A 15,841-nucleotide genomic window follows, 5' to 3' on the forward strand; every position below is an offset into this window, starting at 1 on the left:
CTTTACTCTCCACAGGCTTGCAGTTGTGAAAGTTGATTCGGCAGCGTTTCGGCATACAGCCCGGCGCGTTTCACCGCATTGACCACCGCGCGCGGGGTAATGGTTGCACCGGTGAACTGGTCAAACTGACCGCCATCTTTTTTCACCGCCCATTGGCGGTCGTTAGCCCCGTCAATTTTCTTACCGGCAAAAAAGGTTATCCAGTCCGACAGGCGTAACTCAATTTTATCGCCCAGGCCTGGTGTTTCGTGATGTTCGGTAACGCGAGTACCCAGCACCGTGCCGTTGAAATCCGCGCCAACCAACAGTTGGATCGCGCCGGAATAACCGTCCGGCGCGGTGGCTTCGAGCACTGCGGCGACGGGTTTATCGTCCATACGGGCGATATAAACGCGGTGGCTGCCTTTCCCTAATTCAGGGGCATCGACCACATAGCAGCTTTTCAGCAGGGCATTGTTATAGCTGCCCGCCGGGATCACCTGCTCGAACAAGGCGTTCTGCTGTTTTTCTGCCTGCTCATCAATGGTGTTTTTGGTCAACTGATTGATAGCCGCCGTCAGGCCGGTAGAGCCAGCGGCGAACAGCGCCAGCGTAACACCGTGTTTGCGCATGGTTTTTAACATGGTTAATCCTCAGCGGTGTCCGTAAACGCGCGGGCGCGTGTAGTAGTCAATCAGCGGCACGGTGATGTTAGCCAGCAACACCGCAAATGCCACACCGTCGGGATAACCCCCGAAGCTACGAATGAGCCACACCAGCAGACCCGCCAGCGCACCGAAAATTAAACGCCCACGGTTGGTGGTTGAAGCGGTTACCGGGTCAGTCAGAATAAAGAATGCCCCCAGCATGGTTGCACCGGATAACAAATGTAGCTGCGGTGAAGCGACGTTTTCGGGATGGATTAACCAGCCGATCGTAGAGCACACCGCCAGGCTAACCAGGAAGCTCACCGGAATATGCCAACGAATGGCTTTCTGCCACAGTAAAAACAGGCCGCCAACCAGATAAGCGATATTGACCCATTGCCAGCCGATACCGGCCAGTGCGCCATGATAAATCGCCGAGTTGAGGATTTGCTCGACCGGTTGTCCCGCATGACGCGCGGTTTTGAAGGTATCCAGCGGTGTGGCCTGGCTGATGCCATCAATGCCCATTTTCAGGGCATTCATATCCTGGCCCGCAGCGGTATGACCGGTGAAAATCATCTGTAACGTATCGCTAAAGCTCGGTGCGGCAGCGGCAATCTCATGCGGCGGTAGCCAGGATGTCATCTGCACCGGGAAGGAGATTAACAGGACTACGTAGCCAATCATCGCTGGGTTGAACGGGTTTTGCCCCAATCCGCCGTACAGTTGCTTGGCAATAATAACCGCAAAGACCGTACCTAAAATGACCATCCACCACGGCGCTAACGGTGGAATACTGACCGCCAGTAGCAGGCCTGTTAGCAGCGCTGAGTTATCCGCCAACGTGCGGGCGATATTATGCTTACGCAGGCGCAGTACCAGCGACTCAGCGAGCCATGCGGTTAAAATAGCCAGAACCAGTTGAATAACCGTTCCCCAGCCGAAAAACCAGCTCTGTACGATGATACCGGGCAGGGTGGCGATAATCACCAGCAGCATAATACGCGATGTCTGGCGGTGATTATGGGTATAAGGGGAGCTTGCGATTTTGAAAACCATTTAATCCTCGTTAACGGCCTGAGCGGCTTTCCTGGCTTGAACACGGGCAATAGCGGCGGCAACGGCGGCTTTGCGTGGATCGTCGTTGGTGGCCGATTCATCGGCACTCTGCGCTGCGGCTTTACGTGCTTTGGCACGCGCAATCGCTGCTTCCACCGCCGCTTTGCGCGGGTCAACGGTTTGTTCGGTAACCGCTGGCGTCTCTGCTGGCGCAGCTGCGGCTTTGCGCGCTTTCGCACGTGCAATCGCCGCTTCTACCGCCGCTTTGCGCGGGTCAACGGCTTGTTCGGTAACCGCTGGTGTTTCTGCTGCCGCAGGTGCAGCTTTGCGCGCTTTAGCGCGAGCGATTGCGGCTTCCACCGCCGCTTTGCGCGGGTCAACAGCTTGTTCGGTAACCGCTGGTGTTTCTGCTGCCGCAGGTGCAGCTTTGCGCGCTTTCGCACGCGCGATTGCCGCTTCCACCGCTGCTTTGCGCGGGTCAGCCGTTTCATCGGTGTTTACCTGAACATCACCGGCAGACTGTCGTTTTTCCGCTTGAGCGGCGCGCGCTTGTGCTTTACGCGCTTCACGAGCAGCGGCTACGGCGCTGTTATCCGGCAATGCACCCGCCTGAATCACAATCGGCTGGGTAGCCTGTTGCTGTTTTTCCCGCACACGGGCTAACGCTGCGTGAATGGCGTCTTGATCTTTCGCCGCAGGTTGAACTGCCGCTTTTTTATGCCGTTCAGCACGCGCGGCTTTTTCGCGCTCCAGACGCAGCTGACGCGCTTCGAAGCGTGCTTTGGCTTCTGCCGCTCGCTGTTCTTCCTGGCGAATGGCGTTAAGTTCGGCCTTTTCCTGACGGAAATATTGCACCAGCGGAATGCTGCTTGGGCAAACCCAGGCGCAGGCTCCGCATTCAATGCAATCGGCAATATTGTGCGCGGTAGCTTTATCGTGCTGCTGGCCTTTGCTGAACCAGTAAAGCTGTTGCGGCAAGAGAGCCGCCGGGCAGGCGTCGGCACAGGCGCTACAGCGAATGCAGCCTTTTTCTTCTTCTGGTTCGCCCATTTCAGACGGAGAAGGGGCGAGCAGGCAGTTGGTGATTTTCACCACCGGCACATCAAGCCACGGCAGGGTAAAGCCCATCAGCGGGCCACCCATAATTACCATCTGTTCGCTGGATGGACAAAAACCAGCATGATTTAACAGATGTTGCACTGGCGTACCTAAGCGCGCCCAAACGTTTCCCGGCTGGCTGATAGACTCGCCGGTCAGCGTGACCACACGCTCGGTCAGCGGTTCACCGTCAATGACCGCACGTTTTACCGCGTAGGCCGTACCGACGTTTTGCATTAACACACCAATATCGGACGAGCGCCCGCCATGTGGAACCTGCTTACCGGTAAGAATTTGCGTCAGCTGTTTCGCGCCGCCGGACGGATACTTGGTAGGGATCACCCGCAGGCTAATACCATGACAGCCCGCCAGTACCGCACGCATCATCGAAATCGCCTGCGGCTTATTATCTTCAATGCCAATCAGCACCTGTTGTGGTTGCAGGATGTGGGCAAGGATTTGAATACCTTCGAGAATTTGCGCTGCACAGTCTTGCATCAAACGGTCGTCGGCGGTGATGTACGGTTCACACTCGGCGGCATTGATGATTAAGGTGTCAATTTTGTCGCCGCCACCGCGCAGTTTGTTGCCGGTCGGGAAGCCTGCGCCACCTAAACCGGCGACGCCAAATTGATGAATGCGCTCGATAAGTTCTTCACGGCTGCGGTTTTTGTAATCGCTCCAGCCATCGCGCGGCATCCAGCAGTCTTCACTGTCGGCATCAATAATCACGCTCATTTCAGGCAGGGCAGAAGGGTGCGCCGTCGCATGTGGCGCAATGGCGACCACCGTACCGGAAGTCGGTGCGTGAACCGGCAGCATACGCCCCCAGCCACGGGTCAGCGGTTGCCCGCGCAGAACGCGATCGCCGGGTTGTACGCAGAGCTCGCCTTCAGCACCGATGTGCTGCTTCAGGGGAATGACAAACCGCTGTGCCAGCGGAACCTGGCGCAGCGGTGTGCCGTTAGACTGAGTTTTCATTTCGGGTGGATGAATCCCACCGTCGAAATCCCAGATTTTGTCTTTTCTGAAGGCGGAGAATAACTTAAACATGGTGTTCCACAGGAATGATTCGTACCGGGATTGTTTGCAAATCCCATTTCCAGCTGTCGGTTGTTGTTTCAACCGGACGCAGTTCAATGCACTGCGTCGGGCACGGCGCGACGCACAGATTGCAGCCGGTGCACAGGTCGCTCAATACGGTGTGCATAGCGCGGGTTGCGCCGACAATGGCATCAACCGGGCAAGCCTGGATGCATTTGGTACAGCCGATACAGTTGTTTTCGTCAATGATGGCGAGCATTCGCGCCGGTTCTGGGGCCGCGTCGTCGCCGTCAATAGGCTGAGGATCAACGTTCAGCAGTTCAGCAATTTTCAGCATCACGGCTTCGCCGCCAGGGGCGCAGCAGTTGATTTTCTCACCGTTGCTTACGGCTTCGGCATACGGGCGACAGCCAGGATAGCCACATTGCCCACATTGGCTTTGCGGCAGCAGTTGATCAATTTTTTCTACAACAGGGTCATCCTCAACGGCAAAACGACGCGAAGCGTACCCAAGAATGACGCCAAAAATCAGCCCCAACAGGCTGATTGCAGCGACAGCAATCCAAAAGGTCATCATTACAACTTCACCAGCCCACTAAAGCCCATAAAGGCCAATGACATTAACCCGGCGGTAATCAACGCAATGGCGTTGCCGCGAAAAGGGGCAGGGACATCGGATACCACCAGACGTTCGCGAATAGACGCGAAAAGCACCATCACCAGGGAGAAGCCCACGGCGGCAGAGAAGCCGTACAGCGCGGATTGCATAAAGTTATGCCCCAGGTTGATATTCAGCAGTGCAACGCCAAGGACGGCGCAGTTGGTGGTGATAAGAGGCAGGAAAATACCCAGCAGGCGATACAGCGCTGGGCTGGTTTTGCGCACGACCATTTCGGTGAACTGAACCACGACGGCAATCACCAGGATAAAAGCCAGCGTACGCAGGTAGACGAGATCGAGCGGGATAAGAATCCAGGTGTCGATAAGCCACGCGCAGATTGACGCCAACGTCATCACGAAGGTTGTCGCCAGCCCCATACCCATAGCGGTTTCCAGTTTTTTGGAAACACCCATGAACGGGCACAGCCCCAGGAATTTCACCAGGACAAAGTTATTTACCAGCACAGTACCGATAAAGAGCAATAAATAGTCAGTCATCATGCGACCTGTAACAAAAAAAGCTACCTATTATCTGACAAAGCGTCTCAAGCGACAACAGGTTAAGTGTGGGGTTATTACGCTTGCGTAAAGGTATGTTTGACCCGCTGGGAACGCTTGAGGTACGGCACAATCAACGCCGCCGCTAACAGCGAAAGCAAAAGCTGGCGAACGGCAAGGTCATCAGTAATCGGCGAAAACGCGAACGCTTTTACCGCTAACAACACACCAATCATCAGCCAGATAATGTAGTGCTTGGGCACATGGCGGCGGCGTTTACAAAACGCGATGGTTAGCCACAGCGTGTAGTACCCCATTGCCAGAAACGAGAGCAGCGACAGCACCAGCATAGCGACATTAGACGCGCCCATCTGTTTTAACAGCGAAAAGGTATGCGGTGAGAGCAGGGCATAGGCGAATTTAAATAACAGAATACTGATACTTAATAATTGAACGATAAGCCAGGCCAGCGGGCCAAGCAACCATCCACCAATGCGTTCTGCGGAGTTCTCTGACATGGTATCTCCTGAAAATCAGCGCCAGTGAGGAAAAAGACAGGCCGAGGAGTATAAGCAACTGGCGCTGAGGAAAAAACTATTATTCTACGAAACGCCAGACTGACTTCGGTACTTGACCAAGATCGTACAAACGGCCACCAGACACCAGTTCGGCACGGCGGTGGTCGGCAGCACGGTACATATTGATCAATTCTTCGTTGCTGGTGAGCGAATAGTTAAGGTGATCGTAGAGTTTTTCGAGATTGTCCAGCGAGCTGACTTTACGGAATTTTAATAAGTAATCCAGAACGGTCATTTGTAGGTATCCATTATAATGTTAAGGCATCGCTGATACTCGCTGTGCCCGTTGATGGCAGGCGCAGGCAAAGGTATTTCCGCCGAACAGACGTCGGATAAGCGATGCCGATAATTCAGAATTAATAGCCAATAAGTGGTACAGCATCCGTATTTATAGAGTGAACAGCGGGTGGGCTGATCCTCATAAGGATATTGTAAATTATTTGGCTTATAGATATGAATTACAATAACAGAAAATGTGCTTATTGATTTTAAGCCAAAAATTGGCCGTTTTTTATATACAGGGCACGGAGCCGTGCCCTGAGATAACGAGGATTAACGGTTCTCGCCTCGGCTGGCGATCACGTTTTGATACCAGAAGAAGCTTTTCTTGCGTTTACGCGCCAGATTCTGCTGATGGTCAACATACACAAAGCCGTACTGTTTTTTGTAACCATTCAGCCAGCTTAGCAAGTCGATAAATGACCACGGATAATAGCCGCGCACGTCAGCGCCTAAGGCAATGGCTTTTTCCAGCGCATCGATGTGGATGCGTAAAAAATCAATGCGCGGATCATCCACGACCTCGCCGTCGATAATTGGGTCAACGGCACCAAGACCGTTCTCGGTGATATAAACAGGAATATCACCGTAACGTTCTTTGATCATCATAATGCCGTCGGTTAACCCCTGCGGCCAAATTTCCCAGCCCCATTCGGTATAGGTACTTTGCGGATTACGCACGAAATAGAACAGCCCATCAACGCCTTGCTCGCCGCTGGTTTTATCCACCGGAGGCTGTGCAGAGACGGTTTCACGGCGATAGTAATTCAGGCCAATAAAATCACAACGGTTGTTGCGCAGCAGCTCGTCGTCACCCGGTGCAAAGCGCGGCACGCCCCATAACGCCTGAGCTTGCGCCAGAAGCTCGTCGGGGTAACGGCCTTTTAATACCGGGTCGTATAGCCAATGAGTATGAATGGCATCGGCTAATTGGGTAGCGGCGATATCTTCTGCGCTGTCGGTGAGCGGCGAGTGCGGTTGAAGCACATTAACGAAGCCGATTTCCCCTTTAATCTGCATCCCACGGAACGCTTTAACCGCCAGCGCATGGGCGATAAACACATGATGGCAGGCCTGAATTGCGCGCGCGGGGTTGCGCACTGACGGGGGATGATAGCCCGTGATATAGCCGTGACCAATGAACACGATGGTTTCATTAAAAGTGGCCCATTTCGTGACTCGTGAACCAAAGCGGGCGTAGCACAAGCGCGCATATTCCTCGAACGCTTCTGCCGTGGAACGTGCTTCCCAGCCGCCTTCATCCTGAAGTGCCTGCGGCAGATCCCAGTGATAAAGCGTAATCATCGGTTCAATATTATGCGCCAGCAGTTCGTCAATCAGGTTGCTGTAAAACTGAAAGCCGGCTTCGTTGATTTCGCCGCGACCGTTCGGCAGCACGCGAGGCCATGAGATAGAAAAACGGTAGCTTTGCAGGCCCATTTCGGCCATCAACTGTACGTCTTCTTTCATGCGGTGGTAGTGGTCTACGGCAACGTCGCCATTCGTCCCCTGGTACGTTGTCCCTGGCTGGTGGGAGAAAATATCCCAAATCGACGGGCCTTTGCCGTCTTCATTATAAGCCCCTTCAACCTGATAGGCCGCAGTGGCAGCACCCCAGAGGAAATTCGGTGGGAAAGCAGACATAAAAACACTCCTTATCTTTGTGATAAGTCGAGTGTAAAGAGGCAGAACATGCCGTGCAACCGGTTTCAGTAACCGGTTGCACGGATGCGATCAGCATCACTTTTTTTAATGCGATGGCGTTACTTTTTTTGCAACGACGCCGTGGTGGTGGGTTCTGGTGGCTGATAATTATCGATGTGGTGCGCGATAAACAGAAGAAGAACAGAAAAACCCAAAACAACCCAGCCAATTAATTCAACAATACGTGTTAATACGGAAGTCATGAAATTTTAAACAGTCTATGAAGAAAAATAATACCCAGCGAGGATGTTAGCGTGGTTATGCCACAACGCAAGTTTTCAGCCGAATCGATTCGACAAGTGATGTTTTTTTAATCTATGCAACCGGTTGTTGACTGCTAATGTTATTAAACTGTTGTACGAAATCGTGAGATGAGGTCAAATAAGAAATCGATTACAAAATCATTTCAACCATGCCAATTGTAAGTGAGGCTACACATGAGTGACCAAATCCGTGTGGGATTAGTGGGTTATGGCTATGCCAGTAAAACGTTTCACGCCCCGCTCATTAGTGGCACACCGGGCATGGAACTGGCCGTGATTTCCAGCAGTGATGCCAGCAAAGTTCATGCCGACTGGCCAACGGCTCAGGTCGTTGCTGACCCGCAATTACTGTTTAACGACCCGACGATTGACTTGATTGTTATCCCGACGCCAAACGACACCCACTTCCCGCTGGCAAAAGCGGCGCTGGAAGCAGGGAAGAATGTGGTGGTGGATAAACCGTTTACCGTGACACAGTCACAAGCGCGTGAGCTGGATACGCTGGCAAAACAGTGCGGCAAGCTGTTATCGGTGTTCCATAACCGCCGCTGGGATAGCGATTTTCTGACGGTGAAAGCGCTGATCAACGAGGGCAAGCTGGGGGAAGTGAACTATTTCGAGTCGCACTTTGACCGTTTCCGCCCGCAAGTTCGGGCGCGCTGGCGTGAGCAGGCCGGTTTGGGGAGCGGTATTTGGTACGATCTGGGGCCTCATTTATTGGATCAAGCGGTCACGTTATTTGGCTTGCCGCAAAACCTGATGGTTGATCTTGGGCAGATGCGTACAGGCGCGCAGGCCACGGACTATTTCCATGCGGTATTAACCTATCCGCAGCGTCGCGTGGTGCTGCACAGCACACTGCTGGCAGCGGCAGAAACCGCGCGGTATATCGTACACGGCTCACAGGCAAGCTACGTGAAATTTGGCCTTGACCCGCAGGAAGACCGGCTTAAAAACGGTGAGCGCCTGCCGCAGGAAGATTGGGGTTATGACATGCGCGATGGCATCCTGACGACCGTTGATGGCGAAACGCGTGTGGAGGAGTCCTGGCTGACATTGCCGGGCAACTATCCGGCGTACTATGCGGCGATCCGTGATGCGCTGAACGGCCAGGGGGAAAACCCGGTATCTGCGAGTGAGGCGATTCAGATTATGGAACTGATTGAACTAGGGATGGAGTCAGCCAAACACCGGGCGGCGTTGGCGCTGGTTTAACAGCCTGATGGTGGATAATCCCGGCAGGGCGCACCCCGCCGGGATTTTTTTATGCGTTTTGTACGCGGGCGATCAGCGCTTGTTTCTCAGCGGCAGACAGGAACGCCATCTCCAGGCCGTTAATCTGCGCCTGGCGGATTTGCTGTGGGCTTAGCCCCGCAGCTGGTGCGGCAACGTGATATTCGTGCTGAATATCAATCCCCTGAACCGCTGGGTCATCGGTATTCAGGCTCGCCAGAACGCCATGCTCCAGGAAGGTTTTCAACGGGTGCTGCGCTAAAGAGGGCACGGTGCTGGTTTGAATGTTAGACGTCAGGCAGGATTCAATGCCAATATGTTTCTCGGCGAGGAAATCCATCAGCGCGGGATCCTGAACGGCTTTCACCCCGTGGCCGATACGCTCTGCGCCCAGGTCACGAATGGCTTGCCAGATGCTTTCTGGGCCAGCGGCTTCACCGGCGTGAACGGTAATGCGCCAACCCGCATCGCGGGCGCGGGTAAAATGGTTAAGGAACAGATGGCCTGGGAAGCCCAGTTCGTCACCGGCTAAATCGAGGGCGGTTATGCCGTCGCGGTGCGCCAGCAGGGCATTGAGTTCTTCTTCACAGGCGGCTTCACCGAAAGTACGGCTCATGATGCCAATCAAGCGTGCTTCAACGTTAAAGTCTTTGCAGCCTTCTTTTACGCCCGCAATGATAGCTTCAACGACCCCAGCTACCGGCAACTGATGAGTCATCGCCATGTAGCGCGGCGAAAAACGCAGTTCGACATAGTGCAGGCCGTTGCGCGCGGCATCTTCAATGTTTTCATAAGCAACGCGACGGCAAGCCTCCAGCGAGGCCAGCACTTTTACCCCCCAGTCGAGCTTACTCAGGAAACTCACCAGGTCAGGCTCATTGCTGGTGACCTGCACATGTGGCAGAAGCATTTCGAGCGTAGAGGCTGGAAGTGGTAGATTGTACTGGCGACCAAGGTCAAGGATGGTTTGGGCACGAATATTCCCGTCAAGGTGACGGTGAACATCGGTTAACGGCAGGTTAGTATCAATCATGGTCGCACTCTTTTTTTAGTTAAAGTGCACACTATTATACATCAGCAGAGTCAGCGGTTAAAAGCGCTGAGATGGGCTCATTTTGCCAGATAGAACGGTATTTTTGTTGCGATAAGCAGGGCGTAGTGCCATAAGCGCCACGCCCTGATGATTAACGTAGCGTACGAATGGCGGCGATTAACCGCTCAACGCCTTGCTCCAGCTTAACGCGCGGGCAGCCAGCGTTAAGACGAATAAAGCCGTTGCCTTCTTCGCCATAGGTATAGCCCGGCATAATCGCCACTTTCTGCTGTTTAATCAGCACGTCTTGCAGTTGGTGGTCGTCAATTTGTAACGGGCGCAGGTCAATCCACGCCAGATAGGTGGCCTGTGGCATTTGCCAGTTTAGCTCCGGGAAGGCCGCATTCAACGTTTGTTGAATGTAACGCATGTTGTCCTGCAAATAATCACGCAGGGCATCTAACCACGGCTCACCGTGCTGATAGGCGGCAATATGCGCGACTAACGCTGGAACCGAAGGCGAAGAAAGACCATCGCGGCCTTTCAGCGCATTCAGATATGCGTCGCGTGATGGCTTATCGGCAATCAAACCGTATGCCCCGGTAAACGCCGGAATATTGAAGCTCTTTGAACCAGAGGTGAACAGCGCCCAAGGGCTTTGTGCGACTTCGCTCCACGGAATATGCGAATGACCTTCCCAGGTCATATCCATATGAATTTCATCGCTGATAACCCGCACGTTGTGCTTTTTACACAGCGCAGCCATGGTGTCTAACTCTTCGCGAGTCCAGACTTTGCCGGTCGGGTTTTGTGGGCTGCACAGCAGTAATACGCTGTTTTGCGGCTGCGCGAGCGCGGCTTCAAGCTTCGCCATATCGCAGAACCACTGGCCGTCCTGCTGCTCTAATGCGACGCCCACAATTTTGCGTTGGTTGCCTTCAATCGTTTTGTAGAAAGCATCGTAAGCGGGGGTATGCACCACAACGCCGTCGCCGGGCGCAGACCACTGGCGAATCATCTCGGCGACCATGTAAATCACCGAGGGGCCATACACCAGGCTGTTAGTGTCGATGTTCGCCTGAAAACGGCGCTGATACCAATGGGCGATGGCAGGCAGAAACTCGTCGTTTTTCCAGCGGCTGTAGCCAAAAACGCCGTGTGACAAACGTTTCGTCAGCGCGTCGAGAATACACGGCGCAGTGGCAAAATCCATATCGGATATGGTAAATGGTAGCAGGTCGGCATCGCCAAAGCGGTCAGCAACGTAATCCCATTGCGTACACCAGGTACCATGTCGGTCAATCACCGTTGAGAAATCAAACATGTGAGGGTCCTAACGAAGAGAAGAGAAACGGTATTTTGCCCCTGTCAGTGGCAGGGGCAAAGGATTTTTAGGCCTGGGTGGTGTTCATCAGTGATGCCATTTCATCTTTCACTGACTGCACCTGCGGGCCAATGACCACTTGCAGGTTGTGCTGGTTCAGCTTGACGACGCCAATGGCGCGATTAGCTTTCAGCGTATCGACGTCCACTTTATCCATGTCGTTCACCGACAGGCGCAGACGGGTGATGCAGTTATCGAGAGAGACGATATTTTCAGCGCCACCCAGTGCTGCCAGCATAACCGGAACGTTGTAGCCAGATTTACCGGTTGCCGCGCTGGTGGTGTGCTCGGCGGCCGGAGTGGTGTCGATATCGCGACCCGGCGTTTTAACGTTAAAGCGCACGATAGCGAAGCGGAAAATCGCGTAGTACACAGCGAACCAGATAGCCGCAACCACAGGAACCAGATACCACTTGGTAGACAGGCCGTGCAGAATACCGAAGACCACGAAGTCGATGATGTTACCGTCGGTGTTACCGATGGTCACGCCCAGTACCGCCATGATGGTGAAGCCCAGACCCGTCAGCAGAGCGTGGATCACATACAGCACCGGTGCTACGAACAGGAACAGGAATTCCAGCGGTTCAGTTGTCCCACCGACCACGCAAGCGATAACGCCGGAAATCAGCAGGCCTTTAATTTTGTGACGGTTTTCAGGGCGAGCACAGTGGTACATCGCCAGCGCTGCACCTGGCAGACCGCCGAGGAATGCCGGCATTTTACCCTGAGACAGGAAGCGGGTCGCGCTTTCAGAGAAACCGTGAGTTGTTGGGCAGCTGAGCTGCGCCTGGAAGATGGTCAGTGCGCCGCTGACGCTGTGACCGCAGACATCCATTGTGCCGCCTGCTTCGGTAAAGCGAATCAGAGCAACCAGAATGTGGTGCAGGCCGAATGGCAGCAACAGGCGTTCACCCGTACCGAAAATCATCGGGCCGAAGTCGCCAGCGCTATTGATAACGTGGCCCAGAGCGTTGATCCCCATGGCGAAAATCGGCCATACCAGTGGAATGATCAGGCCAACCAGACCCAGCACCACCGTTGTGATGATAGGCACGAAGCGCGTCCCACCAAAGAATGCCAGCGCATCTGGCAGACGGATGGTGTGGAAACGCTCATGCAGCAGCCACACGATGATCCCGGCAATCACCGCACCGAGAATACCGGTGTCGATGGACTGAATACCGAGGATATTCTGAATGTTGTTCGCTTTCAGGATAGCGGCGTCGGTTGTTGGCAGAATGCCTTTCGCCGTTAGCCAAAAGTTAACCGCCAGGTTCATTACCGCATAACCGACGAAACCAGCAAAAGCGGCAACGCCTTTGTTATCGCGCGCCAGCCCCAGGGGAATGGCAATACAGAACATCACCGGCAGGAAGCTAAAGGCGAACGAGCCGACTTTACTCATCCAGATGAAAACCGCCTGGAGGAAAGGGGTATTCAGCCACGGCAACAGGGTGATGACGTCATGGCTGCTGAGTGAGCTGCCGATCCCGAGCATGATCCCACAGAAAGAGAGCAGAGCCACCGGCAGCATGAAGGTCTTTCCTAGCTGCTGGAAAAATTCCCAGAGAGTAACTTTTGGTGTTGTTTTCGCCGTCATGAAACGACTCCTTAATCCTGAAAAAAGGTTTTTTTGAATTTATGGGACAGGAAGATAAAACGTTTTATCACTTTTTAGTGAGAAACAAATCACAAAAGCAAGTGATAATAGGGTTTATAAAGTAGAATTATAGGTAAAACGATTTATTGACAAGGTAAAGGGAGCCGCATAAGGGCCATGGCGATTGCAAAAAAAGTCACCATTAACGATGTCGCACTGGCGGCTGGAGTGTCCGTGAGTACGGTGTCGCTGGTTTTAAGCGGCAAGGGGCGAATCTCTTCGGCTACGGGCGAGCGTGTGTTTCGGGCCATCGATCAGTTGGGATTTGTGCGTAACCGGCAGGCGGTGTCGTTGCGAGGTGGGCAGAGCGGTGTTATTGGCCTGATTGTCGGCAATCTTTCCTCGCCGTTTTATGCCGAGTTGACCACGGGGCTAACGGCGGCGCTGGAGTCGCAGGGCAAAATGGTCTTTTTGACCCAGGGCGGCAAGTGTGGCGAACAGATGTTGCAGCGTTTTGATGCGTTAGTTTCGCAAGGCGTCGATGGGGTGGTGATTGCGGGAGCGGTTGACCAGGCGGCAGAACTGCGGGCAAAAGCGGCGGAAACGGCTACGCCGCTGGTTTTTGCCTCACGCGCAAGCTACCTCGATGAAGTGGATATTATTCGTCCGGACAATATGCAAGCGGCACAACTGGTGACCGAGCATCTGATTCGCCGTGGGCATCAGCGTATCGCCTGGCTTGGCGGGCAAAGCTCGTCATTAACGCGTGCGGAGCGGGTTGGCGGTTATTGTTCGACGCTGATTAAGTACGGCCTACCGTTTCACAGTGAATGGGTATTGGAATGTGAGTCCAGCCAGCAGCAGGCCGCAGAAGCGATCACCGCGCTGTTGCGCCATAACCCTACCATTTCGGCGGTGCTGTGTTACAACAGCGTAACGGCGATGGGCGCATGGTTTGGCCTGATGCGTACGGGTAAACAAAGCGGCGAAGGGAGCGTAGAAAGCTACTTTGACCAACGAGTGGCGCTGGCGGCGTTTGCCGAAGTGCCAGAGCAGGCGCTGGATGATGTACCGCTCACGTGGGTGACAACTCCGGCGCGTGAGATGGGGCATAGCGTTGCCGAGCGCATTTTGCAGCGCATTGAAAAAGGGCAAGGCACGGCGCGTAACCTGATCATGCCGCCACGGCTGGTGGTGCGCAAATAACGGCGCGACAATAAAAAAGCCTCTCATCGGAGAGGCTTTGAATAGCTAATATCGGGTTTACTGCGCCGGGCTGTTATCAAGCTCTGGCATGGACGGTAAACCAAACATGCCGATAAAATCCGTCAGCGGCATAGCCTGTCCGTTCAGTGTGACCTGGCCGTTAGCATATTGCAGGCTGCTGTTGATGGCGTTGTCCTGCGTGGTGGTGATGCGGAACATCTGGCCCATTGCCGCCAGCCCTTGCACCTGCTGTTTAGCCAGCTTGGTCGCATCTTCCTGTTGATACCCTTCAAGACGCGCAACTTGCGTCATCAACTCCGTGGCCATTTCCATAGGAATGGTCAGCTTGGTATCGAGCGATTTCACACCACGGTCAATTTGATCTGCCAGGGTTTGGGCTTCACCGGCGGCCTGAGCAGGGTCTTTCAGCGCCAGCGACAGGTTCAGCGTGCTTTCACCTTTCGCATTTTTCCAACCAAGAGGTGACAGTGTCACAACAGGATCGCCTTTCAGCAAGATAGGCAGCGAGCTAAACAGGGCATCTACCGCTTTTTGCTGGTACAGCTCAGGGTTTTGCAGCACGTCTGGCTGTGCCATTAATGCCTGCGTTTGCGCCTGATACTGCTGGCTAAACTGGTGCATGGCGATGCCGTCGATACCATCAATCTTCAGCGAAATCTGACCGCTACCGAAATCTTGGTTTTGCAGCTTCAGGCTGTTGATCGAGTAATCCAACTGGCTGTTAATCTTTTTACCATCCGCCGTCAGTTCAGATTTACCGGCAATACGCATCCCGTTTAGTTCAGCCAGGTCTTTGCCTTCAACTGCTACCGCCAGGCGCTCCAGGCTTAATGTCTGGTCGCCAACGCGCTCGTCAAACGAGGTCATTTTGCTGGAGCCGTCGGTTTTCAGATTGTTGAAGGTCAACTGTACGCGCTGATTGTATTCGTTAACCGCGTTAACCTGGCCGCTTTTCGCTTCACCGGTCAGCGCCACCAGGTTGCCCTGATTATCGGCAGACAGGGTGAAATCACCGCCGCTGAAGGAGACTTTCTCAGCGTCTTTTTCGTAATCCAGCGGTTTTAGCGCAATCGCTGATTGGGTATCGCCGTTGTAGCTAATGAGTGTGTTGATATCAAAAGGCGACTGGCCTTTGGCGATATCAAACAGGGGTTTCGTCACCTCGTTATTGACCAGCACGGTATGTACCGAGGCCATAGATGGGGCAAAGTTAAACGATTTTAATGCCGCCAAAGGGAACGGGCCGTGGCTCACGGTTTCGTCCAGAACCACGCTCTGACCGGCTTTCAGCCATGAGTTTTCCGCGCCAGCCAGCGGTTTTACGACCATCTTCAACTGGCTACTGAATACGCTACGCTGATAGTCCTGATAGCTCAGCTCAAGACCCGCCTCCGGTGCGCTCAGCTTAAGCTGGGCGTTAGCCTGAGACACCATATCGGCAATGTGAGTCTCCAGTTGTTTTCCTGTGTACCAGGAGCCTCCTGTCCAGATAACCCCTAAAGCGACAATTATACCTGCGGCAACCAGCGTTTTTTTCATTGTATATGTCCGTAAA

15 protein-coding genes are annotated in these 15,841 nt (G+C 53.8%); 2 read left to right on the forward strand and 13 right to left on the reverse strand.

Translation table 11 applies throughout. The features are described 5' to 3' along the window. Positions 1-2: 2 nt before the first annotated feature. The 9 genes from rsxG to blr form a co-directional block, all read right to left on the reverse strand. Positions 3-623, reverse strand: coding sequence for an electron transport complex subunit RsxG (gene rsxG / locus AC6I4B_RS11565; protein ID WP_497771812.1), 621 nt, complete (start codon positions 621-623; stop codon positions 3-5). 9 nt (positions 624-632) lie between these two features. Then, complete coding sequence (gene rsxD / locus AC6I4B_RS11570) at positions 633-1,685, reverse strand: electron transport complex subunit RsxD (protein WP_497771814.1); 1,053 nt, start codon at positions 1,683-1,685, stop codon at positions 633-635. After that, positions 1,686-3,836: an electron transport complex subunit RsxC gene (rsxC, locus tag AC6I4B_RS11575; RefSeq protein ID WP_497771816.1), complete on the reverse strand. Its 2,151-nt coding sequence runs from the start codon at positions 3,834-3,836 to the stop codon at positions 1,686-1,688. Then, a complete protein-coding gene (rsxB, locus tag AC6I4B_RS11580; protein ID WP_497771818.1) occupies positions 3,829-4,404 on the reverse strand; it encodes an electron transport complex subunit RsxB in 576 nt (191 codons plus the stop codon). Before rsxB ends, rsxC begins: the two co-directional genes overlap by 8 nt. After that, entirely contained in the window at positions 4,404-4,985 is a 582-nt protein-coding gene (rsxA, locus tag AC6I4B_RS11585; RefSeq protein ID WP_497772121.1) for an electron transport complex subunit RsxA, read from the reverse strand. Before rsxA ends, rsxB begins: the two co-directional genes overlap by 1 nt. A 77-nt stretch (positions 4,986-5,062) precedes the next feature. Further along, positions 5,063-5,503: a DUF2569 domain-containing protein gene (locus AC6I4B_RS11590; RefSeq protein ID WP_497771820.1), complete on the reverse strand. Its 441-nt coding sequence runs from the start codon at positions 5,501-5,503 to the stop codon at positions 5,063-5,065. A 79-nt stretch (positions 5,504-5,582) separates the two neighbouring features. Further along, positions 5,583-5,798 (reverse strand): transcription modulator YdgT, encoded by a 216-nt coding sequence (gene ydgT / locus AC6I4B_RS11595; protein WP_497771821.1) that lies wholly within the window; start codon positions 5,796-5,798, stop codon positions 5,583-5,585. A 317-nt stretch (positions 5,799-6,115) separates the two neighbouring features. Continuing rightward, positions 6,116-7,486 (reverse strand): GH1 family beta-glucosidase, encoded by a 1,371-nt coding sequence (locus AC6I4B_RS11600; protein ID WP_497771823.1) that lies wholly within the window; start codon positions 7,484-7,486, stop codon positions 6,116-6,118. Positions 7,487-7,605: 119 nt separating this feature from the next. Next, positions 7,606-7,749, reverse strand: coding sequence for a division septum protein Blr (gene blr / locus AC6I4B_RS11605; RefSeq protein WP_497771824.1), 144 nt, complete (start codon positions 7,747-7,749; stop codon positions 7,606-7,608). A 234-nt stretch (positions 7,750-7,983) separates the two neighbouring features. Between blr and AC6I4B_RS11610 the strand changes: the two genes are divergently transcribed. Further along, on the forward strand, positions 7,984-9,024 hold the full coding sequence (locus AC6I4B_RS11610; protein WP_497771826.1) for an oxidoreductase: 1,041 nt from the start codon (positions 7,984-7,986) through the stop codon (positions 9,022-9,024). Positions 9,025-9,073: 49 nt separating this feature from the next. Here the strand turns inward: AC6I4B_RS11610 and add are convergent, their stop codons facing one another. The 3 genes from add to malX form a co-directional block, all read right to left on the reverse strand. Continuing rightward, positions 9,074-10,075 carry an adenosine deaminase gene (gene add / locus AC6I4B_RS11615; protein WP_497771828.1) on the reverse strand — a complete coding sequence of 334 codons (1,002 nt, stop codon included), beginning with the start codon at positions 10,073-10,075 and terminating at the stop codon, positions 9,074-9,076. A gap of 151 nt (positions 10,076-10,226) precedes the next feature. Beyond that, positions 10,227-11,399, reverse strand: a complete 1,173-nt coding sequence (locus AC6I4B_RS11620) for a MalY/PatB family protein (RefSeq protein WP_497771829.1) — start codon at positions 11,397-11,399, stop codon at positions 10,227-10,229. A gap of 67 nt (positions 11,400-11,466) precedes the next feature. After that, positions 11,467-13,059 (reverse strand): maltose/glucose-specific PTS transporter subunit IIBC, encoded by a 1,593-nt coding sequence (gene malX, locus AC6I4B_RS11625; RefSeq protein WP_497771831.1) that lies wholly within the window; start codon positions 13,057-13,059, stop codon positions 11,467-11,469. A 177-nt stretch (positions 13,060-13,236) separates the two neighbouring features. Between malX and AC6I4B_RS11630 the strand changes: the two genes are divergently transcribed. Further along, on the forward strand, positions 13,237-14,265 hold the full coding sequence (locus tag AC6I4B_RS11630; RefSeq protein WP_497771832.1) for a Mal regulon transcriptional regulator MalI: 1,029 nt from the start codon (positions 13,237-13,239) through the stop codon (positions 14,263-14,265). Between the two features lie 57 nt (positions 14,266-14,322). Here the strand turns inward: AC6I4B_RS11630 and AC6I4B_RS11635 are convergent, their stop codons facing one another. Continuing rightward, positions 14,323-15,825 (reverse strand): YdgA family protein, encoded by a 1,503-nt coding sequence (locus AC6I4B_RS11635; RefSeq protein ID WP_497771834.1) that lies wholly within the window; start codon positions 15,823-15,825, stop codon positions 14,323-14,325. Positions 15,826-15,841 lie beyond the last annotated feature (16 nt).

The sequence above is a fragment of the Kluyvera fluvialis genome, assembly GCF_059725275.1.

What these genes read in the sequence shown, in the direction of transcription:
- rsxG (WP_497771812.1), bottom strand. Translation starts at nt 623, where the DNA reads ATGTTAAAAACCATGCGCAAACACGGTGTTACGCTGGCGCTGTTCGCC.
- rsxD (WP_497771814.1), bottom strand. Translation starts at nt 1,685, where the DNA reads ATGGTTTTCAAAATCGCAAGCTCCCCTTATACCCATAATCACCGCCAG.
- rsxC (WP_497771816.1), bottom strand. Translation starts at nt 3,836, where the DNA reads ATGTTTAAGTTATTCTCCGCCTTCAGAAAAGACAAAATCTGGGATTTC.
- rsxB (WP_497771818.1), bottom strand. Translation starts at nt 4,404, where the DNA reads ATGATGACCTTTTGGATTGCTGTCGCTGCAATCAGCCTGTTGGGGCTG.
- rsxA (WP_497772121.1), bottom strand. Translation starts at nt 4,985, where the DNA reads ATGACTGACTATTTATTGCTCTTTATCGGTACTGTGCTGGTAAATAAC.
- AC6I4B_RS11590 (WP_497771820.1), bottom strand. Translation starts at nt 5,503, where the DNA reads ATGTCAGAGAACTCCGCAGAACGCATTGGTGGATGGTTGCTTGGCCCG.
- ydgT (WP_497771821.1), bottom strand. Translation starts at nt 5,798, where the DNA reads ATGACCGTTCTGGATTACTTATTAAAATTCCGTAAAGTCAGCTCGCTG.
- AC6I4B_RS11600 (WP_497771823.1), bottom strand. Translation starts at nt 7,486, where the DNA reads ATGTCTGCTTTCCCACCGAATTTCCTCTGGGGTGCTGCCACTGCGGCC.
- blr (WP_497771824.1), bottom strand. Translation starts at nt 7,749, where the DNA reads ATGACTTCCGTATTAACACGTATTGTTGAATTAATTGGCTGGGTTGTT.
- AC6I4B_RS11610 (WP_497771826.1), top strand. Translation starts at nt 7,984, where the DNA reads ATGAGTGACCAAATCCGTGTGGGATTAGTGGGTTATGGCTATGCCAGT.
- add (WP_497771828.1), bottom strand. Translation starts at nt 10,075, where the DNA reads ATGATTGATACTAACCTGCCGTTAACCGATGTTCACCGTCACCTTGAC.
- AC6I4B_RS11620 (WP_497771829.1), bottom strand. Translation starts at nt 11,399, where the DNA reads ATGTTTGATTTCTCAACGGTGATTGACCGACATGGTACCTGGTGTACG.
- malX (WP_497771831.1), bottom strand. Translation starts at nt 13,059, where the DNA reads ATGACGGCGAAAACAACACCAAAAGTTACTCTCTGGGAATTTTTCCAG.
- AC6I4B_RS11630 (WP_497771832.1), top strand. Translation starts at nt 13,237, where the DNA reads ATGGCGATTGCAAAAAAAGTCACCATTAACGATGTCGCACTGGCGGCT.
- AC6I4B_RS11635 (WP_497771834.1), bottom strand. Translation starts at nt 15,825, where the DNA reads ATGAAAAAAACGCTGGTTGCCGCAGGTATAATTGTCGCTTTAGGGGTT.